Here is a 20,997-nt window from a genome sequence, read left to right on the forward strand (position 1 = left end):
CGGATCTGTCATCCACCGTGCACCACGGCACTGACAATCGCCCTGACCTGCGCAAACTTCGACGCCCGGCCGATTGTCAGTGCCGGGACCTACCGTCGATGACATGACTGAGCAGGGGGTGCGCTGGACCGCGGACCAGGTGCTGGCACTGGCGCCTGACGCCGCGTCACGCAAAGCGGGAAGCAAACTCGGCGCCGCCGGGCCGTGGTCGGAGGCGGGCAGTGGAGAGGGGACGGTGTGGGGGCTGTGCAAGGGCAGTGGCAGCAAGCCCTACCAGACGGTGGTGGACCTCGCCGGCGCGGCCGGGCCGGCGTACAAGTGCAGCTGTCCGAGCCGTAAGTTCCCGTGCAAGCACGCGCTCGGTCTGCTCCTGCTGTGGGCGGGCGGCGACGGCTCGCTGCCGGCGTCCGCGCAGCCCCCGGACTGGGCGGGGCAGTGGCTCGCGGGCAGGCGGAGCCGCGCGGAGACCAAGCGGGTGCAGCAGGCCGAGGGAGGTGCCGCCGCCGATCCGGAGGCTGCGCGACGGCGGGCCGAGCGCCGGGCGGAGCGGGTCACGGCGGGCGCGACGGAGCTGGAGCAGCGGCTGACCGACCTGCTGCGCGGCGGGCTGGCCTCGGCCGAGCAGGCGGGATACGCCCTGTGGGACGAGACGGCGGCCCGCATGGTCGACGCGCAGGCTCCCGGACTGGCCGCCCGAGTTCGGGAGTTGGGGGCGATCCCGGCGTCCGGCGCCGGCTGGCCGGTGCGGCTGCTGGAGGAGTGCGCGCTGCTGCACCTGCTCGACCAGGGTTGGCTCCACCGTGACCGGCTGCCCGACGCCCTCGCGGCCACGGTCCGCACGAGGCTCGGTCTGCCGGCCGCCGTGGAGGGCCCGCCGCTGCGCGACCGGTGGCTGGTCCTCGCCCAGTACGACACGACGGACGCGAAACTGACGACGCGCCGGATATGGCTGCACGGCGCCGGATCGGGCCACACCCGGCTGCTCCTCTCCTACGGCGCGGCCGGCCGGGCACCCGAGCTGGCCCTGCCGGTCGGCCTCGCCCTGGACGCGGAGCTGTCCGTGCACGCGGGCGCCGGGCAGTCACGGGCCACGCTGGGAGAGCGGTTCGCCGCGCCCGCTCCGGCCGTATTCCGCCCGCCGGGCGTGACCACCGGGGAGGCGGCGGCCCGGTACGGCGAGGCCCTGCGCGACGATCCCTGGCTGGAGTCGGTCCCGGTGACCCTGGGCCGGGTGACACCGCTCCCGGACGGCGACCTGTGGCAGCTGGCCGACGCCGACGCGGACTCGGCCCTGCCGCTGTCCCGGACGGCCCGCTCCCGTCCCGGCCTGTGGCGCCTGGTCGCCCTGTCCGGCGGCGCCCCCGTCACGGTGTTCGGCGAGTGCGGGCACCGTGGCTTCACCCCGCTCACGGCCTGGCCGGAGGGCACGGGCGAGGCGGTGCCGCTGTGCTGACCCGACCGCTGCCGAAGGACGCCACCGCGGCTCGGCCCCGCCCTGTGGACCGCCCGGCCAGGTGCGCCGGCCGGCTCGCGCGCGACCTCGCCGGGCCCTCCCGGCCGTCCGCGCACCACTCGCACGGCCACGCTCCGAAGCCGCTCGGCCACACGCCGCGAAAGGAACGGTCATGAACGCGACCCCACCCGCTCCGCCGCCTGCCGGCCCTTCCGGGACGTCCGCGACGCCTCCCCCGAGCGCCTCGCCTGCACCCGCGGCACCGCCCGCGCCCTCCTGGGAGGACCTGGTCACGACCGCCCTGCTCGGCACCGACCGGCGTCCCCTGGCCCAGGATCCGGGCGGCCGGGCGGCCCCCGTCGCGCTGCTGGACGCGGCCGCCGTGGCGACCGTACGCCGGCGTGCCGGACTGCGGCCCGCGCGGGCGACGCGGCGGCCGGAACGGGCCCCCGAGGACCCCCGCCCGGCGCTGCCCCCGGCGGCGGCCCGCAGACTCGCGCTGCTCCTGGCCGACCGTTCCGGCGGACCGTCGGGAGGCCGGCGCGGCAGCTCACCGGATCTCATGGAGCTGCTCCCGCAGTGGCTGGCGGCGGCCAACGCGCACGGTTACGCGGCGCCTCCACAGGCGCTCCCTGCCCTGCTGGACGCGGCCCGGGGCCGTACGGACCTGCGCCCGGCCGCGCTGGCTTTCGCGGGCCCCCGTGCGCTCTGGCTGGCCCGGCTGAACGCTGACTGGCGGTTCGCCCTGCGCGCCGCCCCGGGCGGCGGCACCGCGCTGCCCGACGCCGGTGACGCCGGGGCGGTGCGCCGGCTGTGGCAGGAGGGGCTGTTCGCCGAGCGGGTCGCCCTGCTGGGCGTGCTCCGGGCCCGTACGCCCGCCCTCGCGCGTGAGCTGCTGGCCTCGACCTGGCCGACGGAGCGGGCGGAGGACCGGCTGATGTTCCTCGACTCGCTGCGCGCGGGCCTGTGCGGCGCGGACGAGCCGTTCCTGGAGCAGGCGCTGGGCGACCGCAGCCGCAATGTCCGGGCGACGGCGGCGGAGCTGCTGTCGGCGCTGCCGGATTCGGCGCTCGCGGCGCGCATGGCCGTACGGGCCGCCGCATGTGTGGCTCTCGACCGCATGGGGAACTCGCCCGTGATCGCGGTCGAGGCACCGCTCGAGTGCGACTCCGGCATGGAGCGGGACGGTGTGGTGGCGAAACCGCCCGCGGGCAGAGGGGAGCGGTCGTGGTGGCTTGGTCAGCTGGTCGAGGCGGCACCGCTCGCGACGTGGACGGAGCGGCTCGGCGGACGGAGCGCGCCGGAGATCGTGGCGCTGCCGGTGGCGGACGGCTGGCAGGGCGAGCTGCACGCGGCGTGGTGCCGCGCGGCCGTACGGCAGGGCGACGCCGCCTGGTCGAGGGCGCTGCTCGGCTCGCCGTCGGCGCCGGAGGCGGGGGGCCCGGGTGCGGTGTCCCTGGCGGAGCGGGCGAAGCTGCTGGCCGCCCTGCGGCCGGGCGAGCGGGCCGAATGGGTGGCCGGATTCATCGCCACCCACGGTCTGTCGGAGGCGTTCCAGCTGCTCGGCGGGTGTGCGGTGCCGTGGGAGCCGCCGCTGGGCAGGGCGGTCGTGGACGCCCTCAACATCGCCCGCGACGCCGGCAGTTACCCCTGGAGTTTCAGCGGGGTGATGGGGCTCGCGGAGCGTTGCCTGGACCCGGCGGAAGCCCCCCGGCTGGAGGCGCTGCTCGCGGTGCCCGACGAGCGGGAGGACGCGGCGCCGGGAGCCGGTGGCTACTGGGCGGAAGCGTTCCAGCGACTGGTCACCACGCTGCGCCTGCGGGCGGAGATGGCGGGCGAGCTGGGCGCCGCACCGCCCGCGCCACCGCGATGATCCGCTCAGCCCCCGGACGCGGCCGGCTGGTGGACGTTCTCGCGGACCCACTCCACGATCGACGTGGTCGTCGCGCCCGGCGTGAAGATCTCCGCGACGCCCTTCTGCTTCAGCGGCGCGATGTCCTCCTCCGGGATGATGCCGCCCCCGAAGACGAGGATGTCCGCGGCGTCCCGCTCCTTGAGCAGGTCGATGACCGCGGCGAACAGCGTGTTGTGCGCCCCCGAGAGGATGGACAGGCCGATCGCGTCGGCGTCCTCCTGGATGGCCGTGTCGACGATCTGCTCCGGCGTCTGGTGGAGCCCGGTGTAGATGACCTCCATGCCGGCATCGCGCAGGGCGCGCGCGATGACCTTGGCCCCGCGATCGTGGCCGTCGAGCCCCGGCTTGGCCACCACCACGCGGATCGGACCGGCTGCCACACCCATCACTGCCTCCATCAAACGATCACGGAAGCGATCGCTTCCGTCCGTAACGACAAGTACCGCACTTTTGGCGCGTCCCGCCACCCGCCGCGAAGTGAACGAACGTTATCTCCAGCATCCCGCAACCGGCGGTTTTACGGTGCGCAGCGAGGGGGAAATCACACGGTGGGACATCAGGGCACATGGGGGATCGAGCCGTCCTCCGGTGTGCCGACAGGAGGTCGGCCATGAAGGTCACCGGAGTTCTTCCGCTCTTCCTCCCGCTCTGCCGCCGCCTGTGGCCCGGCAGAATCGCCGGACTTTCCGTGGCGCTGCTCAAGGCGACCGCCCTCGAGGCCGCCATCCTGGCCGGCCACCTCCTGCTCTATCCGACCGGCCTCGTCCAGGAGCGCCGTGCCGTCCTGCCGGCCGGAGACGGCCCCGATCCCGCCGCCGAGGGCACCGCACGGCTGCCCGTCCGCTCCGGTCCGCCCGTGGTGCTGCTGCACGGCTTCATCGACAACCGCTCGGTGTTCGTGCTGCTGCGCCGCAGCCTGGTCCAGCACGGCAGGCAGCGGGTGGAATCCCTCAACTACTCCCCGCTGACCTGCGACATCCGTGCCGCCGCCGAGCTGCTCGGCCGGCACATCGAGGAGATCTGCGAGCGCACCGGCAACACGCGGGTCGACATCGTGGGGCACAGCCTCGGCGGCCTGATAGCCCGCTACTACGTGCAGTGCCTCGGCGGTGACCTGCGGGTCCGCATGCTCGTCACGCTCGGCACCCCGCACGCCGGGACCCGGGTGGCGCCGCTGGCCAACGCGCATCCGATCGTGCGCCAGATGCGGCCCGGCTCGGAGGTGATCGAGGAGCTGTCCCGGCCCGCACCCGGCTGCCGCACGCGGTTCGTCAGCTTCTGGAGCGACCTGGACTCCCTGATGGTCCCGCTGGAGACGGCCTGCCTGGAGCACCCCGACCTCGATGCGCAGAACGTCCGGGTGACCGGCATCGGGCATCTCGCCCTGCCCGTGCACCCGGCGGTCGCGACCGGGATACGCGAGGCCCTCGACAGCGCACAGCCCGGGGACCGGCTCGCGGACGGTCTGACGGTGGCCTAGCGGGCCACTGTCCGAGGCGGGAGAAAGGACCACCGACGGCGCGGTACGGCCTGCGCACAGGTGACTCACCGTCACCCGACATCGAACATTCATCGAACACAAGGCCAAAGTCGCGTCCGGGGTCCCCCGAAACACGGCCGAATGCCCGTTTCCGGCCCACGCGAAACAGGCCGAAGATTGTCGCGCCCGCGTACCGCCGGGTACAGTCACCGCACTGCTCTGGCAGCCCCTGTTGTCGAGGCGAAAGAGAAGTTGGTGAACGACCGTCACCCGTCGGGGACCATGACCACCCCGGCCCCGGCTTCCGACGCCTCCGCAGCGCACTACGCACCGTACGGGACACCGGAAGTCGCCTACGACGACGTCACCACGTACGGTCATTACGACGCCACAGGTTTCGCGGCCGGTTCCGTAGGCTTCGACGCCGATCCGCTCTTCGGCAGCCTCCCGGGCGACGGGCACACCACGGACGCGTACGACACCACGCACTGGCAGACCGGCACCGGTCCGACCCCGCACTACGACCCCTACGCGGCCCAGCACCACTCGACCTACGACTCGGGTGCGTACGACAGCACCGCCTGGACGATTCCGGCGCAGGCCACGGGGCACGACGTCAGCGGGCAGTGGGACGCGAGTGCCTGGCTCCAGCCCGGACAGGCGGCCGGCGCCGACCCCGCCGCGCAGTGGGAGTGGGGCACCCAGACCTTCGACACCGGCGCCTACGACGCCACGCAGTGGAACGCCGCCGGCCAGGCCGTGACGGCGGAGGCCGAGCAGGCTGCCGAACCGTTCGACCAGCAGGCCACGGCCACGTTCGACCAGGTCGCGGATGCGCACGTCGGCGCCGCGTTCGACCGGACGGGCGACGCGCACGCGACCGCCCCCTTCGAACAGCCGTCGCACGAGGACGCCGCGTACGAGGACGGCGGGTACGAGCACACCACGTACGACGACACCGTCTACGGCGACGGCGCGTACGAGGAGGGGCCGGTCGGCGAGGGCGATGCGACCGCCACCGGTGAACTGCCCGCCGTGCCCGGCCTGTTGGACGGGCAGGAGGAGATCACCCCGGTTCCGGCGGCCCGTGCGAGCTCGCGCGGCGCGGGCCGGTCCCGGCGCCGTACGCCCGCCAAGCGCTCCGCCCTGTTGACCGTCGCCGTGCCCTCCGCCTGCGTGATGGGGGTCGCCGGGATCGCCGCCGCCTCCGTCGGCACGCTGACCGACGACTCCAAGGACACCTCCGCCTCCGCCTCGGACGCGCACGCGGTGCAGCCGTCGGTCGCCAACAACAAGCTGGACACCCAGCTCAAGACGCTCGCGGCGGGCGCCGACGACTTCGCCGACCGGGCCAGCCGCACCCAGGAGCGGATCGACCTCAAGGCCCAGCAGGAACTGCAACAGAAGAAGGCCGCGGCGGAGGCCGCACTCAAGGAACGACTGCGGCCCAAGTTCGCGCTGCCCGTCATGGACCGCGGACTCAGCGCCTACTTCGGCCAGGCGGGCGTGAACTGGATGTCGGTGCACACCGGCATCGACTTCCCCGTCTCCTACGGCACCACGGTGATGGCCGCCACCGACGGAACCGTCAGCACCAAGTGGAACAGTGCCTACGGCAACATGCTGATCCTCACCGCGAAGGACGGCACGGAGACCTGGTACTGCCACCTCTCCAGCTACCGCGTGGCCTCCGGCACGGTCGTCAAGGCCGGCCAGTCGATCGCCTACTCCGGCAACTCGGGCAACTCCACCGGCCCGCACCTGCACTTCGAGGTACGGCCGGCGGGCGGGGCGGCCATAGACCCGCTGCCGTGGCTGCGCAGCCACGGGCTGGACCCGACCTGAGCCGGCTTGTTTCCTCGTGCCGAGTGAGCCCCGCCCGTGCAGGCGGGGCTCATCGCGTTCTACAGCTTCTCCACCGGCGCGTACCGCAGCAGCAGCCGCTTCGGCTTGGTGTCGCCGAAGTCGATCGTCGCCTCCGCGTTCCCACCCGTGCCCGTGACCGCGACGACCGTGCCGAGACCGAACTGATCGTGGGTGACACGGTCTCCGACGGCCAGCGCGACCACCGGCTTCTCCGCGGTGCGCCGCGTGGCGAACCCGGACGCGCCGGACGCCGAGGAGCGTGAGCGGGACGAGGACAGGGAGGCCGCGATCCCGGAGGCCGGCCCGGAGGACACCGGCGCGGCGGCCCCCGTCCGCTTCCAGTCCACGTGGGTCGGCGGGATCTCCTCCAGGAAGCGGGAGGGCGGGTTGTACGACGGCTGGCCCCAGGCGCTGCGCATCGCCGAACGCGTGAGGTACAGCCGCTCCCGCGCGCGGGTGATGCCGACGTACGCCAGGCGCCGCTCCTCCTCCAGCTCCTTGTTCTGGCCGAGGGCGCGCATGTGCGGGAAGACGCCGTCCTCCATGCCGGTCAGGAACACGACCGGGAACTCCAGGCCCTTGGCGGTGTGCAGGGTCATCAGCGTGATGACGCCGTCGCCGTCCTCCTCGTCGGGGATCTGGTCCGAGTCGGCGACCAGGGCGACCTGCTCCAGGAAGTCGGCGAGCGTGCCGGTCTCTCCCTCGGCGCGCTCCTGCTCGAACTCCAGGGCCACGGCGGCGAGTTCCTGGAGGTTCTCGATGCGCGTCTCGTCCTGAGGATCGGTGGAGGCCTGCAACTCGGCAAGATAGCCGGTGCGTTCGAGTATGGCCTCCAGCACCGTCGCCGGTCCCGCCCCGGACTCCACGATCGTCCGCAGGTCCTCCATCAGCGTATTGAACCGCTTGACCGCGTTGGTGGAGCGCGCGGCCATGCCGTACGCCTCGTCGACGCGCTTGAGCGCCTGGGGGAAGCTGATCTTCTCGCGCTGGGCGAGGGCGTCGATCATCGCCTCGGCGCGGTCGCCGATGCCCCGCTTGGGCACGTTGAGGATGCGGCGCAGCGGCACCGTGTCCTCGGGGTTGGCGAGGACACGCAGGTAGGCGAGGACGTCCCGGACCTCCTTGCGCTCGTAGAAGCGGACACCGCCGACGACCTTGTAGGGCAGGCCGACGCGGATGAAGACCTCTTCGAAGACACGGGACTGGGCGTTGGTGCGGTAGAAGACGGCGACGTCGCCCGCCTTCGCCTCGCCCGCGTCGACCAGGCGGTCTATCTCGTCGGCGACGAACTGCGCCTCGTCGTGCTCGGTGTCGGCGACGTAACCGGTGATCCGCGCGCCCTGGCCGGCGTTGGTCCACAGGTTCTTCGGGCGGCGGGACTCGTTGCGCTCGATGACCGCGTTGGCGGCGGACAGGATGGTCTGCGTGGAGCGGTAGTTCTGCTCCAGCAGGATCGTCGTCGCGTCGGGGTAGTCCTCCTCGAACTGGAGGATGTTGCGGATCGTCGCACCGCGGAAGGCGTAGATGGACTGGTCCGCGTCACCCACGACGCACAGCTCGGCCGGCGGCAGGTCGGACTCGCTCGGCGGTACGTCCACCGGGTGCGCGGCGGTGCCGACGAGCTCGCGGACCAGGGCGTACTGGGCGTGGTTGGTGTCCTGGTACTCGTCGACCATGACGTGCCGGAAGCGACGGCGGTAGTGCTCGGCGACGTCCGGGAAGGCACGCAGCAGGTTGACCGTCGTCATGATCAGGTCATCGAAGTCGAGGGCGTTCGCCTCGCGCAGCCGCGACTGGTACAGGGCGTAGGCCTGCGCGAGGGTCTTCTCGAAGCCGTCGGTGGCCTGGGCGGCGAAGTCCTCCTCGTCGATCAGCTCGTTCTTCAGGTTGCTGATCTTGGCGCTGAATGACTTGGGCGGGAAGCGCTTGGGGTCGAGGTCCAGGTCACGGCAGACCAGGGCCATCAGGCGCTTGCTGTCGGCGGCGTCGTAGATCGAGAACGACGAGGTGAAGCCGAGCTTCTTGGACTCCCGGCGCAGGATGCGCACGCAGGCGCTGTGGAAGGTCATGACCCACATCGCGTGGGCGCGCGGGCCGACGAGCTGCTCGACGCGCTCCTTCATCTCGCCCGCGGCCTTGTTGGTGAAGGTGATCGCGAGGATCTGGCCGGGGTGCACATGCCGCTCGGCGAGCAGGTGCGCGATGCGGTGGGTGAGCACGCGGGTCTTGCCGGAGCCCGCACCGGCGACGATGAGCAGAGGGGAGCCGGCGTGCGTCACGGCCGCGCGCTGGTTCTCGTTCAGCCCCTCCAGGAGGGCCGCCGGGTCCAGCGCGGGGCGCGGGGCGCCGTCGCGGTAGTGGGCGTCCCGGTCCGGCGGCACGTCGAACTTCCCGCCGAACAGATCGTCCGGAATCGGCTCCGGGGCGTGATCGTGCTCGGGCGGCGGCGGGGGTTCCTCGTCGTGCCCGCGAGGGGGCCGGAGGTCCGCCAGGAAGCTGTCGTCAAAGAGGCTGCTCATCGCTCTACGAGTCTAGGGCGCCCCACCGACAACCGGTCCCGGTCCCCGGAACATGGCCCGCGGACGGCCGTTCCCGAGCACTTCCACGGCGGCATCGATCTTCCCGGCGGACCCCCTCCACACTCCTCACGCTGCGGAATCGCCTGGTCACCCCTGTATAAACCTGACCTCAGGTCACAGAAATGTATCGGACAAACCGCTCACCAACCTTCACAGGAGACACACGAGTTGGCTAGGTTGCCGTCAGGCCGCACGACCCCACTCCGGCGAACGTCGCCGGGCCGTGCGGCCTCCGCCGAGTCCGGCGCGCCTCGCACGGCGCCCAGAGCCGGGGACCCACCGATCCCGGGGTGAATCGGCCGACTCCCACCCGGGACGACGCCGTAGGGCAACCCTTCCGAACCACCCGCCCGAACCCGACAGCTAACCCGGTAGGCGGCCGTTTGGAAGGAGTCGCCAGCCTTGGCGTCGCACCGCAAGCCGCGCCCCGGCGGCACCCGTGGACCGGGCCTGCGCGGCCCCGCTCTCGCCACCGCCGCCTTCACCTCCGTGGCCCTCCTGTCGCAGACGGCCGAGGCCGCCGCCGACGACGGCAGGCCGAGCATGGAGGAGATCGAGAAGAAGATCGACGAGCTCTACCGCCGGGCCGACTCGTCTCCGGAGGACGAACCGGCGGCCAGGCAGCGAGCCCGCGAGGAGGAGCCGCGCCAGGAGAGCGCCCGCCGCGGGACCCGGCGCGCCAAGGCGCCGGAGGGGCGGGTGGCGTCCGCCGCCGGCCCGGACACGGCCGCCTTTCTCCTCGAGGAGTTCCCGCAGGACCACTTCGCCCAGAACAGGGTGATGAACCGGCTGGCCTCGCGCGTGCGGGACACGGCCGAACGCGGCAGGACCGGCAGGAGCCCGCGGACGCCGGACGCCGACGCCGCGCCCTACGACGTGAAGGCCGCGAAGGCCGCCGTCCAGCGCAAGCTCGCCACCGCGCGGGACCTGCTCTCGCGGCTCCCCGCCCAGGAGCACGCGCGCCCCGCCGAGCCCGACCCCACGCCCTGGGGTGACGCGCTGCCCGTAGTGCCCGCGCAGGCGGCCTGGGAGGACGGGCTGCCCGCCGCATCCGCCCCGGCAACCTGGGAGGACGGGCTGCCCGCCGTACCCGCCCCGGCCGCCTGGGAGGGCACCGGCCCGCAGACGTACGCGGCCGCAACGTCCTCCGCCGCACCCGCGCCTTCCGCAGCCACGGTCTCGCAGCAGGCCACCAAGGCCGGGAAGGCGATCGCCTTCGCGCGCGCCCAGCTCGGCAGGCCCTACGTGAGCGGTGCCAGCGGCCCCGGTTCCTACGACTGCTCCGGCCTCACCCAGGCAGCGTGGCGGGCCGCCGGTGTCATCCTTCCGCGCGCCGCCCGCGACCAGGCCGTCGCGGGCACTCCGGTGGCCCTCGCCGACGCTCGCCCCGGTGACCTGGTCTTCTTCCACGAGGACAGCAGCCATGTGGGTCTGTACACGGGCGACGGAACGATGATCCACGCCCCGGAACCGGGCGCCTACATCCGCGAGGAGCCCGTCCACCGAGGCGGCGAGGCGCTCGTCCAGGGCGTCGTCCGGCCGGCCTGACCCCTTCCGCCCGCGCATCCACGCGCGCGTGCCGGTGTTTTTGCCCGCTACGCGCGCGTGGCCTGCCCGGTCGGCCCGTCGCGGCTGCCTAGCATCGGCGCATGCCCGGCATCTCGGAAGTGCGTGCGTGGTGGGCGGAGTGGCCTCCCGCCGCCGGCGCCGCGGTCATGGCGACCGGCATCGTGTCGATGGGCCTGCACCTGTCCGGCGACGAGACGCTGTCCCGGGTGGTGCTGGTCCTGGCCGCGATCGCCTGGGTGGCGCTGGCGGCCGACTTCGTCATGCGGCTGGGCACCGACCGGCCGCGGTGGCTGGCCGCCGCGGCGACTCCGGGCGCGCTGACCGCGGTCGCCGCGACGACCGTACTGGGCACCCGGCTCTCGGTGCTGGGCTGGGAGACCCTGGCCGCGGCACTGCTCGCGCTCTCGGCGCTGCTCTGGCCGGGGCTGCTCGTCTTCGTGATGCGGCACTGGGCCCGGCGCATGCCGGGTTCGGTCTTCCTGGGCTGTGTGGCCACACAGGGCCTCGCCGTGCTGGGCGCCACGCTGGCCGCGGCCGTCGAGACGGCGTGGCTGGCGCACACCGCGATGGTGCTGTTCTGGCTGGGGCTGGTGCTCTACGGCCTCGCCCTGGTCCGCTTCGACCTGCGGCAGGTGCTGGAGGGCGCCGGGGACCACTGGATCGCGGGCGGGGCGCTCGCGATCTCGGCGCTGGCCGGCGCGAGGCTGATCGCGGCGGGTGACGGGCCCATGTACCTGTGGAACCTGGACGACCGCGGCGTACTGCGCGACGTGACGGCGGCCCTGCTCGTGCTGGATCTCGCCGCGTACGCCGTGCTGCTGGTGGCCGAGGCGGTCCGGCCCCGGCTCGGCTACGACCTGCGGCGGTGGGCGACGGTCTTCCCGATGGGGATGACGGCTGCGGCGACGCTGTCCGTCTCCACCGCCATGGACGCCCCGTGGCTCAGGGTGCCGGGGCAGGTGCTGGTGTGGGTCGGGGTGGCGGCGTGGCTGGCCACGGTCATGGGTGCGCTGCGCACGGCCCGCGCCGGCGGCGGGCCCGGCTGACCGTCGGGTCCGGCCGGGCCGTCAGCCGCGGCCGCTCAGGTCCACAGGACGGCAATAAAGATGTTCGCCGTGGTCAGCGCGCCGACCAGGGCGAACAGCCCCTTGTCGACCCGCTCCTCGTCGCGCTTCACGTAGACCAGCCCGAGGATCACGATCAGCAGGGCCAGCTTCACGCCGATCTTGACGGTGTTCACGTGGTGACCGTCGGCCTGGTTGAGGCCGACCAGGGCCACGCCGGTGACCAGCATGGTCGCAGCACCGTGCAGCATCCCGGGCACGAACCGGGCCGTGCCCTGGCCCATCGCCTTCATCTGGGTGAGGAAACCGCCGAGCAGTGCGGCGATGCCGATGATGTGCAGGCCGACGAAGAGATGGATGAGTACGTCCATGGAGCCGGAGCCTAGCCAGGGCCCTGCCGGGCCCTTCGCACCGGGCCCCTCGCACCGCCCTCACCGGCCGGGCCCCGGCGGGCGGTCGGAGCGGACGTCCGGGTTCTCGTCACCCACCACCGACGATCTTGCATATATGCGCGCCATAGCACCACACGCATCCCGCCCGTCCCCCTTTCCGCGCTTCGGTCACCACGCTGCGTGAAGGCGTCGACTCCGGAAGGTCAACATGGTCACCTACGGTCATTTCGCGATCCGTCGAAGCCAGTTCCGTACACCGCGTTACCGACTCGTCACCGGCCGGTTTAGCGTCCTCCCCCAGGTGACCGGCTCCCCACCGCCGCCCGGGCCAGGGGCGGCAGTCGGCCACCTCCGCCGAGAAAGGCCCGGCGGTGGCGCGCTCCCCCTGTACGGGCCGCCGCCGGGCACGTCGACCGCTCGGTCGCACGAGTCCTACGGAAAGGTCGTGACGGTCCAGGTGGCAGCCCACCGAAAGCCCCGGCAGAGTCCGCTCAGCGGCCATACGGTCCGGACGGCCGCCACCCTCGCCCTCGCGGGCGCCGCCACGGCCACGGCGTTCGACGGGACGGGTCACGCCGAGCCGCAACTGACGCCGACCCAGGTCAAGGCGAAGGTCGCCAGGCTGTACCAGGAGGCGGAGGCCGCCACCGAGAAGTACAACGGGGCCAAGGAGAAGGCCGACACCGCCCAGCACCGGCTCGACGGGTTGCAGGACCAGGCCGCCCGCAAGCAGCAGCGGCTGAACACGGCCCGGGACGCGCTCGGTTCGATCGCGGCGGCCCAGTACCGCGACGGCGGCATCGACCCGGCCTGGCAGCTGGCCCTCTCCAGCGACCCCGACCACTACCTGGAGGGCGCTGCCTTGGCGGAGCGGGCCGGCGACCGGCAGGCCGACGCCGTCTCCCGGGTGCGCGATCAGCTGCGTGAGATCGAGCGGCTGCGCGGCGCCGCGCGGGTCGAGCTGAAGTCGCTGCGCTCACGTCAGACGGAGCTGAAGCGGCAGAAGAAGACCATCACCGGCAAGCTCGAGGAGGCCCGGCGGCTGCTGTCGCGGCTGACCCCGCAGCAGCAGGCGGAGGCCACCGGTGACGGGACCGGGACCGGGCGAGCTTCCCGGTCGGCGCCGGAACCCCGGGACGCACCGGAGCCGACCGGGTCCTTCCCGGCTCCCAACTCCCGTGCGGCGGCAGCCGTCTCCTACGCCTACGCCAAGCTCGGCAGCCCCTATGTGTGGGGCGCGACCGGCCCGAACGCCTTCGACTGCTCGGGCCTCGTCCAGGCCGCCTACCGCTCCGCCGGCCTCTCCCTGCCGCGCACCACCTACGCCCAGATCAACGCGGGCCGGCGCGTGTCCCGGTCGGAACTGCAGCCAGGCGACCTGGTGTTCTTCTACTCCGGCATCAGCCATGTCGGGCTCTACGTCGGCAACGGCCAGATGATCCACGCTCCCAACCCGTCGGCACCGGTCCGGCTGGCCCCGATCGACCAGATGCCGTTCGCCGGGGCCACCCGGGTGGCATGAGGGTGTCCCCCCGGGGATCAGACCAGCCGGCGCGCGGTCGCCCAGCGGGTCAGCTCGTGCCGGTTGGACAGCTGGAGCTTCCTCAGCACCGCCGAGACGTGGGACTCGACCGTCTTCACCGAGATGAACAGCTGCTTGGCGATCTCCTTGTAGGCGTAGCCACGGGCGATCAGGCGCAGGACCTCGCGTTCGCGCTGGGTGAGCCGGTCCATGTCCTCGTCCACGGGCGGGGCGTCGGTGGACGCGAAGGCGTCCAGGACGAACCCGGCGAGCCTCGGGGAGAAGACGGCGTCGCCCTCCTGGACCCGGAAGATCGAGTCGACCAGGTCGGTGCCGGTGATCGTCTTGGTGACGTAGCCGCGGGCCCCGCCGCGGATCACACCGATCACGTCCTCCGCCGCGTCGGAGACGGACAGGGCCAGGAAGCGCACGGGCTGCGCGGCGTCCGCCATCAACGCGGCGCACCGGCGCAGCACTTCGACCCCGCCGCCGCCCGGCAGGTGGACGTCGAGCAGGACGACCTCGGGCCGGGTCGCGGTGATGACCGTGACCGCCTGGTCCACGTCCGCCGCCTCACCGACCACCTCGACACCGGTCTCGGCGGTCCGCCCGATCTCGGCCTGGACACCGGTACGGAACATCCGGTGGTCGTCCACGAGCACCACGCGTACGTGCCGCCCGCCCACGCCGCCGTCGCCCGGGCCGGTCCCTGCCGCATCACCCGCTCCGGTGGTGCCGTTCGCCTCGGTCGCGTCGCTCATGACGTCTTCTCCGCCCTCTCCATCTCCAGCTCGACCTCCGTGCCGCCGCCCGGCACCGCCCGCAGCCGGGCCGTGCCGCCGTTGCGCTCCATGCGGCCGATGATCGATTCCCTGACGCCCATGCGGTCGCCGGGTATCGAGTCGAGGTCGAAGCCGGGACCGCGGTCTCGCACGGACACGAAGACCGTCCTCCCCTCGACTTCGGCATAGACCTGTACGGCGCCGCCCTCGCCACCGTACTTGGCGGCGTTCACCATGGCCTCGCGCGCGGCCTGCATCTGCGCCGTCGTCCTCTCGTCCAGCGGGCAGTCGCCGACGACGACGACCTCTATGGGGACGCCGTGCTTGTCCTCCACCTCCGCCGCGCTGCGCCGCACCGCCTCCGCGACCGTGTCCGGCTCGTCGGCCTCGTCCTTGCCGGTGCCCTCCGGCTTGTACAGCCAGGTGCGCAGGTCGCGCTCCTGGGCACGGGCGAGGCGGCGCACCTCCCCCGCGTTGTCGGCGTTGCGCTGGATCAGGGTGAGGGTGTGCAGCACGGAGTCGTGGACGTGGGCGGCGACCTCAGCCCGCTCCTGGGCGCGGATGCGCATCAGGCGCTCCTCGGACAGGTCCTGGGTCATGCGCACCAGGTACGGGCCGGCGAGCAGGGTGATGCCGACCAGGACGGCGAGCGCGGCCTGGAGGACGGCACCGAGGTGGGCGGCCGAGCCCTGCAGGACGAAGATGGCGGAGACGCCGGCCGTGACGAGCAGGACGCCGCCGGCCGCCCGCAGCAGGGTGAGGGTGCGGCGCCGCCGGCCGACCTCGGCCCAGCGGGCCCGGCGGGCGTTGTCCGCCTGCCGCCAGACCAGGGCGACACCGGCCGCGACGAGCACGGCGGGCACCAGGTACGCCTTCGCCGCGTTGCCCATGTTGACGCTGCCCACGAAGACCACGGAGACCACGACCATGAGGAGCAGCGCGACGATCTGCCCCCGGTCCGGCTTGCGGGCCACGAGTCTGCGGCGGCCGTCCGGCGAGGTCTCCGTGCCGACCAGTGTCGGTGGCTTCTGCTCGCCCACCCCGCCGACGCCGAGCGGGACGAAGAACCAGAACGCCGCGTACAGCAGGGCGCCGAGCCCGTCGGCCATGAACAGCCCGACGAAGACGAGCCGCACCCAGATGACGGGCAGCCCGAGATGCCCGGCGAGGCCCCGCGCCACTCCGCCGAGCCAGCGTCCGTCGCTGCTGCGGTAGAGCTTGCGCGGCGGCCGCGGGTCGTCGAGTGGCAGGCTTGCGGCTTCCGGCATGGCACCGATGGTCACACGGCAGGCGGGGCGGAGCATCAGGGTCGGTCCCCGAGACGCCCCTGATCTTCGCCGGGGTCGGGCCGGGGCGGGACCGGTCGGGGCGGTCCGACGCCGGTCGAACGCTTCCCGGCCTCGTCTCAGGGCCGATTTCAGGGTTCGCCCAGGGTCGTCCCGACTGCCGCGGCGGCGGCCGGGCCGTCACCATGGACGCATGACGGATCACGAGCACGCCGCGACGGGTCCGGGACCCGGCACCGGCCCGCGCCCGGCCCCGGGTACCGGACCGACGGATGCCGCGCCCGCCGCGACGGGGAGGACGGGAGCGGCCGGCCGTGGCCCCGACGACGACCGGAGCCACACCCGTAGCCACGCCCCCGCCGGCCCCCGCGCCGACGCAGGCACCCGGGAACCCGAAGAGGAGCAGCAGCCGGGCATCGGCGAGGCACCCGCCCGGTTCCGGCGCGACCGTCGGCACAAGATGATCGCGGGCGTGTGCGCGGGCCTCGGGCGCCACACGGAGATGGACCCGGTGATCTTCCGGATCACCCTGGCCGTGCTGTCGGCGACCGGCGGCATCGGACTCATCTTCTACGGCTTCGCCTGGCTCCTCGTGCCCTACGAGGAAGAGGAGGAGAACGAGGTCCGCAAGCTGCTCACCGGCCGGGTCGACGGACAGGCGCTGGCCGCCGTGCTGTTCGCCCTGGTCGGCTGCGGGATCTTCCTGACCATGCTGCGCAACGGCGGGGTGCTGACCTTCGCCGTGGTGCTCTCCCTGCTGCTCGCGGGGGCCGGGTACTGGTCGCGGCGCCGCGGCGCCGCCGACCCCGACCCGCTCGCCGCGCAGGCCGCCGCCGACGCCCCGCCGGAGGCCCAGGCGCCCCCGGTCGTTACCTCCTACCCGTCCTGGTGGCGGGACCCGATCGTCAAGGACGGCACCCATGTCGGCGGCACCGGCTATCTGTGGGGCCCCGGCGACGCCCAGGAGCGGGACCTCGTCTCGGTGGTCGACGTCGGCGTCGCCACGCCGTGGAGCCATTCCGGTTCCGCACAGCCGGCGGCGGCGCGGCCCGCGCCTCCGAGACGGCGCGGCCCGCGCTGGATCGGCGGTTGGGTGTTCCTGCTCGCCCTGCTGGCGGGCGGTCTGGGCACCGGGCTGACCTGGCACACGCACCCGCTGGGCACCAGCCTGCAGACCGGCCTGGCCTGTGCCCTCGCGGTGTTCGGCCTGGGGCTCGTGGTCAGTTCGTTCCTCGGCCGCACGGGCGCCGGCACGGTGTTCCTTGCGATAGTCACGGCCGCGCTGCTCGCCGGGGTGTCGGCCATGCCGAAGGACATCACCACGCACTGGCGGGACACCACGTGGAGACCCGCCGCGGCGGCGCGGGTGAGCTCGGTCTACGAGCTCGGTACCGGGCGGGGCACGCTGGACCTGAGCCGGGTGAGCCCCACGGAGGGACAGCAGGTCTCCACGAGCGCCCATGTGGGCGCGGGGCGGCTGAAGGTGGTCGTGCCGGCGGAGGCGACCGTGCGGATGAGCATCGATGTGGGAGTGGGCGACATCCGGTTGCCCGGGGACGACAGGAAGGACGTGGACGTGCGGCCGGGCAGGCACAAGGACGTGACGCTCGAACCCACCCGGGGCGCCGGGGACGCGGGCACGCTGGACCTCACCCTCGAAGTCGGTGTGGGAGAGGTGGTGGTCAGCCGTGCTGCGTCATGAGTTCCAGCCGGGGAAGCTGGTCGCCGGTCTCTTCCTGATCGCCACCGGTGTCGTGTACGCCGGGGACGCGGGCGGCCTGTGGGAGACGCCGTGGTTCGCGATCGTCCCGCTGGTCGTGGGCGGCCTGTGTCTGGCCGGGGCGACCGCCGTCGTGACCCGGGGGATACGCAGACGGGGCGGCGCCGAGGGCGGCTAGCGGTAACCGCCGGACCGGCGGCGCCGGGTCCGCCAGGCCGCGTCCACGGAGAGATAGGGGGCGCCGGCGAGGATCAGGGGCAGCCAGGCCATCAGGTAGGCGAGGTCGTTGCCGTAGTAGTAGGGGCTCGTCGCCCAGCTGACCGTCAGCCACAGGCTGAGCGAGATCAGCGCGCCGCCGAGGGCGGCGAGCCGGCCCAGCAGGCCCAGCAGGGTGCCGATACCGACGGCCAGTTCACCGAGGGCGATGCCGTAGCCGAAGCCGACGGGGCTCTTGAGGGCGAGGTCGATGAGGGCCGGGAGGGCGGCGGAGCCGCGGGCCGCGCGCATGGTCTCGCCGATCGAGCCGGCGCCGCCGGACTTCAGAAAGGCGCTGTCGGTGAGCTTGTTCAGGCCGGCGTAGACGAAGGTGATTCCGAGGAAGACGCGCAGCGGCAGCAGGGCGTAGTGGGCGGCGGTGTCCCGCAGCCCGCGGGGGCCGTCCAGCCGGGTCGAATGCGTTTCCGTCCGAATACTGTGAGTCATCGCTGCCAGCCACCTCTCGCCCGCCATCCACCCCTCACTTGACGATACGTATGACAAGGGGGGCCCGTTCAATCCTCTACCAGATGATTTTCCGGATCCAGGAGCCCGGCGCGAGCCGCGGCGACAAGTGGGGGTGCGTCAGATGCGGACCAGGGGCCACCGAACGAGCAGGACGGACCTGCTCATCGGGCCGTCGTGCCCCCGACGGGCCGGTGATTCACTCGGTCACCTGGACGACGCACCGGTTGGTCGCCACCCCGGCCGCGGTCACCACCTGAACCTCCACCGAGCCCGGCTCCACCTCGGCCGGGACGGGCACGGTCAGGACGGTGTCCGTGGGATTGCGGAAGCCGCCCGCGACGGGGACGAGCGGCACTTGGACATCGACCGCGCCGATGCGGACGACCATGCGCGACAGCCGGTCGGCGCTGTGCGCGCCGGGCGGGACGAAGCCGGTGCCCCGGATCTCGATGTCGTCGCCCGTGCGGATCGGCCCGTCCAGGCCGCCGGGTTCGCGGGCGCGGACCACCGAGAGGACTGCCGGGCGGCCGCCTTCGGCGTACTTGCCGGCCAGATAGGTCGCGGCCGAGATCAGCACGATCACGCCCAGCCCCCACGGCAGGTCGGGCAGCTGGTCGGGGCGGCGGGCGAGCCGTACGGCGGCGAACAGCAGCGCGACGGCACTGATGGCGACGTACTGGATGTCGGCGAAGGCGCCCCGGCCGGAGTCGTCGGTGAGCAGGTCGGCGGCGCGCGGCCGGTGGGCCGGCACCTTTTGCAGCCGCTGGGCGACGATGCGCAGGCCCACCACGCGGCGGACCAGGACGGCGATGCCGCACACCACGGCGAGGACGGTCACCGCGCCCGCGCCGCGCGCCAGGCCCAGCCCGGCGATCAGCGCGTCGCGCTCGGCGTGACCGGAGGCGGCGGCCAGCCGGACGGCCAGGAGCAGGACGGCGTAGAGGACGAACAGCACCCAGCAGGCGGCCACCGAACGGGAGGTGGACATCCGGTTGTCCTCGCCGATCACCGGGGCCAGCGCCCCGCCCCGCGTCCGGTGGAGCAGACAGGCGGCGGTCAGCGCGCCCGCCACGACCAGCGCGGCGAGCAGGGCCGCGGTGCGGGCGCCGGTCCAGCCCGCGCCGATCGCGGTGAGCGCCTCCGCCAGCAACAGGACGGCCACCGCGCCCCACACCACGCACAGGGTCCGCAGCCACAGCCGGGCCAGCCATGTCTCGCCCTCCTCGCGGCCGCGTTCGGCGACGGCCTCGGCCCGCTGGGTCAGCTCCTCGGAGACCCACTGGCGGGACGCCGAGGCCGAGTGCGCCACGGCCGGCGGCAGCCCCTGTCCGGCCGCGAACTCGTCGCGCCGGCGCAGGAACGCGGCGACCGCCCGCCGGTGTCCCTCCCGGGCGCCGTGCGGGCAGCCCCCACAGGTACAACCGCCCTCGTGGGCCCCGTCGGGGCCCGTGCCCCCTCTCGCTTCCTGCACCGCCACGCCCGACGCCCGCCTTCCCCACGGCCTTCCGACCCGGCCGGCGGCACCCGACGGTGCCCGCGCCACGGCCGATAACTCCCCGGTGTCGAGAGCGAATTGTGCCCTACGCAAGGCCCCGCGGGGTCACGGGACCGCGTCAATGGGGGTGAATCCGGAGGCGTCAGGTTGACCCGGCCGCGAAAATCTCCGTACTACCGGGATCATCCGGCGGCACGGGGTGCGCGGGGGCCTTCAGCTGAGCAGGTCGGGTTCGCTGCGGCTGATGTCCTGCCACAGCGGCTGGTAGTTGATCCAGGCCACGAGATCGCCGCCGAGCTGTTCGCGGGTGGCGACGGCCTGCCGGTGGTCGATGAGCACCGGGCGCCCGGCCGCGCGGGCCATGAGCTGCACCTGGCTGGACCGTTCCAGGGAGAGGAACCACCAGGCGGCCGCGTCGATCGAGTCCCCGACGGTCAGCAGACCGTGGTTGCGCAGGACCAGCGCCTTGCGGGAGCCGAGCGCACCGGCGATGCGGCGGCCCTCCTCGGCGTCGACGGTGACCCCGCTGTAGGCGTCGTAGAGCGCCACGTCCTCGTAGAAGGCGCAGCTCTCCTGGGTGATGGGGTCGACCAGCTCGCCGAGCGCGGCGAGGGCGCGGCCGTGCACGGAGTGGCAGTGGGCGACGGCGACGACGTCCGGGCGGGCGGCGTGCACCTGGGCGTGCACGGTGAACGCGGCCTGGTTGACGTGGTAGCGGCCCTCGACGACCTGGCCGTCCTCGTTGGCGAGGACGAGGTCGCCTACGGTGACGTGCTTGAACGGCATCCCGAACGGGTTGACCCAGAAGCAGTCGGAGAACTCGGGGTCGCGGGCGGTGATGTGCCCGGACACCCCGTCCTCGAAGCCGTGGCGCCCGAAGATCCGCAGGGCGCCCGCGAGGCGCTCCTTGCGGTGCCGGCGTTCGTCCTCGACCGAGTCGTGCATCGGCGGCATGGCGAACTTCAGCTGGTCGGTGGGCAGCGGCGGGGGCGGGGTGGGCCCGTGCATAGGTCCTCCAGCGCTGGGATTGCGGTACGGGCCGGAAATTACCCCCGGTCGGCGCAAAAAGGCAGGGCTGTTCTGTAAAGATGACGCGCAGGCCGGATTCTCTGGGGAATCGGTGGCGAAATCCCGACAGAAGATGTCCGGTA

17 protein-coding genes and 1 riboswitch are annotated in these 20,997 nt (G+C 73.2%); of the genes, 9 read left to right on the forward strand and 8 right to left on the reverse strand.

Annotation, left to right across the window (positions count from 1 at the left end):
• The first annotated feature begins 103 nt into the window (after positions 1-103).
• The gene (locus BLW57_RS16230; protein ID WP_093475351.1) at positions 104-1,453 is read left to right on the forward strand and encodes an SWIM zinc finger family protein; all 1,350 of its coding nucleotides are present in this window, start codon (positions 104-106) and stop codon (positions 1,451-1,453) included.
• A 172-nt stretch (positions 1,454-1,625) separates the two neighbouring features.
• Positions 1,626-3,326 carry a DUF5691 domain-containing protein gene (locus tag BLW57_RS16235; protein ID WP_256339498.1) on the forward strand — a complete coding sequence of 567 codons (1,701 nt, stop codon included), beginning with the start codon at positions 1,626-1,628 and terminating at the stop codon, positions 3,324-3,326.
• A 5-nt stretch (positions 3,327-3,331) separates the two neighbouring features.
• On the opposite strand, the gene BLW57_RS16240 is transcribed toward BLW57_RS16235, so the two are convergent.
• Positions 3,332-3,754 carry a coenzyme B12-dependent isobutyryl CoA mutase small subunit gene (locus tag BLW57_RS16240; protein ID WP_093475353.1) on the reverse strand — a complete coding sequence of 141 codons (423 nt, stop codon included), beginning with the start codon at positions 3,752-3,754 and terminating at the stop codon, positions 3,332-3,334.
• 224 nt (positions 3,755-3,978) lie between these two features.
• Here BLW57_RS16240 and BLW57_RS16245 point away from each other — a divergent pair, with 224 nt between their 5' ends.
• On the forward strand, positions 3,979-4,848 hold the full coding sequence (locus tag BLW57_RS16245; RefSeq protein WP_093475354.1) for an esterase/lipase family protein: 870 nt from the start codon (positions 3,979-3,981) through the stop codon (positions 4,846-4,848).
• 255 nt (positions 4,849-5,103) lie between these two features.
• Positions 5,104-6,693, forward strand: coding sequence for a M23 family metallopeptidase (locus BLW57_RS16250; protein WP_093475356.1), 1,590 nt, complete (start codon positions 5,104-5,106; stop codon positions 6,691-6,693).
• Between the two features lie 59 nt (positions 6,694-6,752).
• Here the strand turns inward: BLW57_RS16250 and pcrA are convergent, their stop codons facing one another.
• A complete protein-coding gene (pcrA, locus tag BLW57_RS16255; protein ID WP_093475357.1) occupies positions 6,753-9,233 on the reverse strand; it encodes a DNA helicase PcrA in 2,481 nt (826 codons plus the stop codon).
• A gap of 309 nt (positions 9,234-9,542) precedes the next feature.
• Positions 9,543-9,687: riboswitch (cyclic di-AMP (ydaO/yuaA leader) on the forward strand.
• 8 nt (positions 9,688-9,695) lie between these two features.
• Here pcrA and BLW57_RS16260 point away from each other — a divergent pair.
• Both BLW57_RS16260 and BLW57_RS16265 read left to right on the forward strand, forming a co-directional pair.
• Positions 9,696-10,841, forward strand: a complete 1,146-nt coding sequence (locus tag BLW57_RS16260) for a C40 family peptidase (RefSeq protein WP_093475359.1) — start codon at positions 9,696-9,698, stop codon at positions 10,839-10,841.
• Positions 10,842-10,942: 101 nt separating this feature from the next.
• Complete coding sequence (locus tag BLW57_RS16265) at positions 10,943-11,908, forward strand: tellurite resistance/C4-dicarboxylate transporter family protein (RefSeq protein WP_093475360.1); 966 nt, start codon at positions 10,943-10,945, stop codon at positions 11,906-11,908.
• Between the two features lie 35 nt (positions 11,909-11,943).
• Here the strand turns inward: BLW57_RS16265 and BLW57_RS16270 are convergent, their stop codons facing one another.
• Positions 11,944-12,297 (reverse strand): hypothetical protein, encoded by a 354-nt coding sequence (locus tag BLW57_RS16270; protein WP_093475362.1) that lies wholly within the window; start codon positions 12,295-12,297, stop codon positions 11,944-11,946.
• A 478-nt stretch (positions 12,298-12,775) separates the two neighbouring features.
• Between BLW57_RS16270 and BLW57_RS16275 the strand changes: the two genes are divergently transcribed.
• A complete protein-coding gene (locus tag BLW57_RS16275) occupies positions 12,776-13,840 on the forward strand; it encodes a C40 family peptidase (RefSeq protein ID WP_176985937.1) in 1,065 nt (354 codons plus the stop codon).
• Between the two features lie 17 nt (positions 13,841-13,857).
• Here the strand turns inward: BLW57_RS16275 and BLW57_RS16280 are convergent, their stop codons facing one another.
• Entirely contained in the window at positions 13,858-14,601 is a 744-nt protein-coding gene (locus BLW57_RS16280) for a LuxR C-terminal-related transcriptional regulator (protein WP_093475365.1), read from the reverse strand.
• Entirely contained in the window at positions 14,598-15,890 is a 1,293-nt protein-coding gene (locus BLW57_RS16285; protein WP_093480722.1) for an ATP-binding protein, read from the reverse strand. The genes BLW57_RS16280 and BLW57_RS16285 overlap by 4 nt, the downstream gene beginning before the upstream one ends.
• 211 nt (positions 15,891-16,101) lie before the next feature.
• Between BLW57_RS16285 and BLW57_RS16290 the strand changes: the two genes are divergently transcribed.
• Both BLW57_RS16290 and BLW57_RS16295 read left to right on the forward strand, forming a co-directional pair.
• Positions 16,102-17,610, forward strand: coding sequence for a PspC domain-containing protein (locus BLW57_RS16290; protein WP_093475366.1), 1,509 nt, complete (start codon positions 16,102-16,104; stop codon positions 17,608-17,610).
• Positions 17,597-17,806, forward strand: coding sequence for a hypothetical protein (locus BLW57_RS16295; RefSeq protein WP_093475368.1), 210 nt, complete (start codon positions 17,597-17,599; stop codon positions 17,804-17,806). Before BLW57_RS16290 ends, BLW57_RS16295 begins: the two co-directional genes overlap by 14 nt.
• On the opposite strand, the gene BLW57_RS16300 is transcribed toward BLW57_RS16295, so the two are convergent.
• From BLW57_RS16300 to BLW57_RS16310, 3 genes are all read right to left on the reverse strand, one after another.
• Positions 17,803-18,330, reverse strand: coding sequence for a DoxX family membrane protein (locus tag BLW57_RS16300; protein ID WP_093475369.1), 528 nt, complete (start codon positions 18,328-18,330; stop codon positions 17,803-17,805). The genes BLW57_RS16295 and BLW57_RS16300 overlap by 4 nt on opposite strands.
• Positions 18,331-18,547: 217 nt before the next feature.
• The gene (locus BLW57_RS16305) at positions 18,548-19,828 is read right to left on the reverse strand and encodes a hypothetical protein (protein WP_093475371.1); all 1,281 of its coding nucleotides are present in this window, start codon (positions 19,826-19,828) and stop codon (positions 18,548-18,550) included.
• A gap of 231 nt (positions 19,829-20,059) precedes the next feature.
• Positions 20,060-20,854: a class II aldolase/adducin family protein gene (locus BLW57_RS16310; RefSeq protein ID WP_093475373.1), complete on the reverse strand. Its 795-nt coding sequence runs from the start codon at positions 20,852-20,854 to the stop codon at positions 20,060-20,062.
• Between the last annotated feature and the right edge of the window lie 143 nt (positions 20,855-20,997).

The sequence above is a fragment of the Streptomyces sp. 1222.5 genome (assembly GCF_900105245.1).
In the GTDB taxonomy this organism is placed as follows: domain Bacteria; phylum Actinomycetota; class Actinomycetes; order Streptomycetales; family Streptomycetaceae; genus Streptomyces; species Streptomyces albidocamelliae.

Bases quoted from the DNA above. Each gene is read 5' to 3' on its own strand.
- BLW57_RS16230 (WP_093475351.1), top strand. From the start codon at position 104: ATGACTGAGCAGGGGGTGCGCTGGACCGCGGACCAGGTGCTGGCACTG.
- BLW57_RS16235 (WP_256339498.1), top strand. From the start codon at position 1,626: ATGAACGCGACCCCACCCGCTCCGCCGCCTGCCGGCCCTTCCGGGACG.
- BLW57_RS16240 (WP_093475353.1), bottom strand. From the start codon at position 3,754: ATGGGTGTGGCAGCCGGTCCGATCCGCGTGGTGGTGGCCAAGCCGGGG.
- BLW57_RS16245 (WP_093475354.1), top strand. From the start codon at position 3,979: ATGAAGGTCACCGGAGTTCTTCCGCTCTTCCTCCCGCTCTGCCGCCGC.
- pcrA (WP_093475357.1), bottom strand. From the start codon at position 9,233: ATGAGCAGCCTCTTTGACGACAGCTTCCTGGCGGACCTCCGGCCCCCT.
- BLW57_RS16265 (WP_093475360.1), top strand. From the start codon at position 10,943: ATGCCCGGCATCTCGGAAGTGCGTGCGTGGTGGGCGGAGTGGCCTCCC.
- BLW57_RS16270 (WP_093475362.1), bottom strand. From the start codon at position 12,297: ATGGACGTACTCATCCATCTCTTCGTCGGCCTGCACATCATCGGCATC.
- BLW57_RS16280 (WP_093475365.1), bottom strand. From the start codon at position 14,601: ATGAGCGACGCGACCGAGGCGAACGGCACCACCGGAGCGGGTGATGCG.
- BLW57_RS16285 (WP_093480722.1), bottom strand. From the start codon at position 15,890: ATGCCGGAAGCCGCAAGCCTGCCACTCGACGACCCGCGGCCGCCGCGC.
- BLW57_RS16290 (WP_093475366.1), top strand. From the start codon at position 16,102: ATGACGGATCACGAGCACGCCGCGACGGGTCCGGGACCCGGCACCGGC.
- BLW57_RS16300 (WP_093475369.1), bottom strand. From the start codon at position 18,330: ATGACTCACAGTATTCGGACGGAAACGCATTCGACCCGGCTGGACGGC.
- BLW57_RS16310 (WP_093475373.1), bottom strand. From the start codon at position 20,854: ATGCACGGGCCCACCCCGCCCCCGCCGCTGCCCACCGACCAGCTGAAG.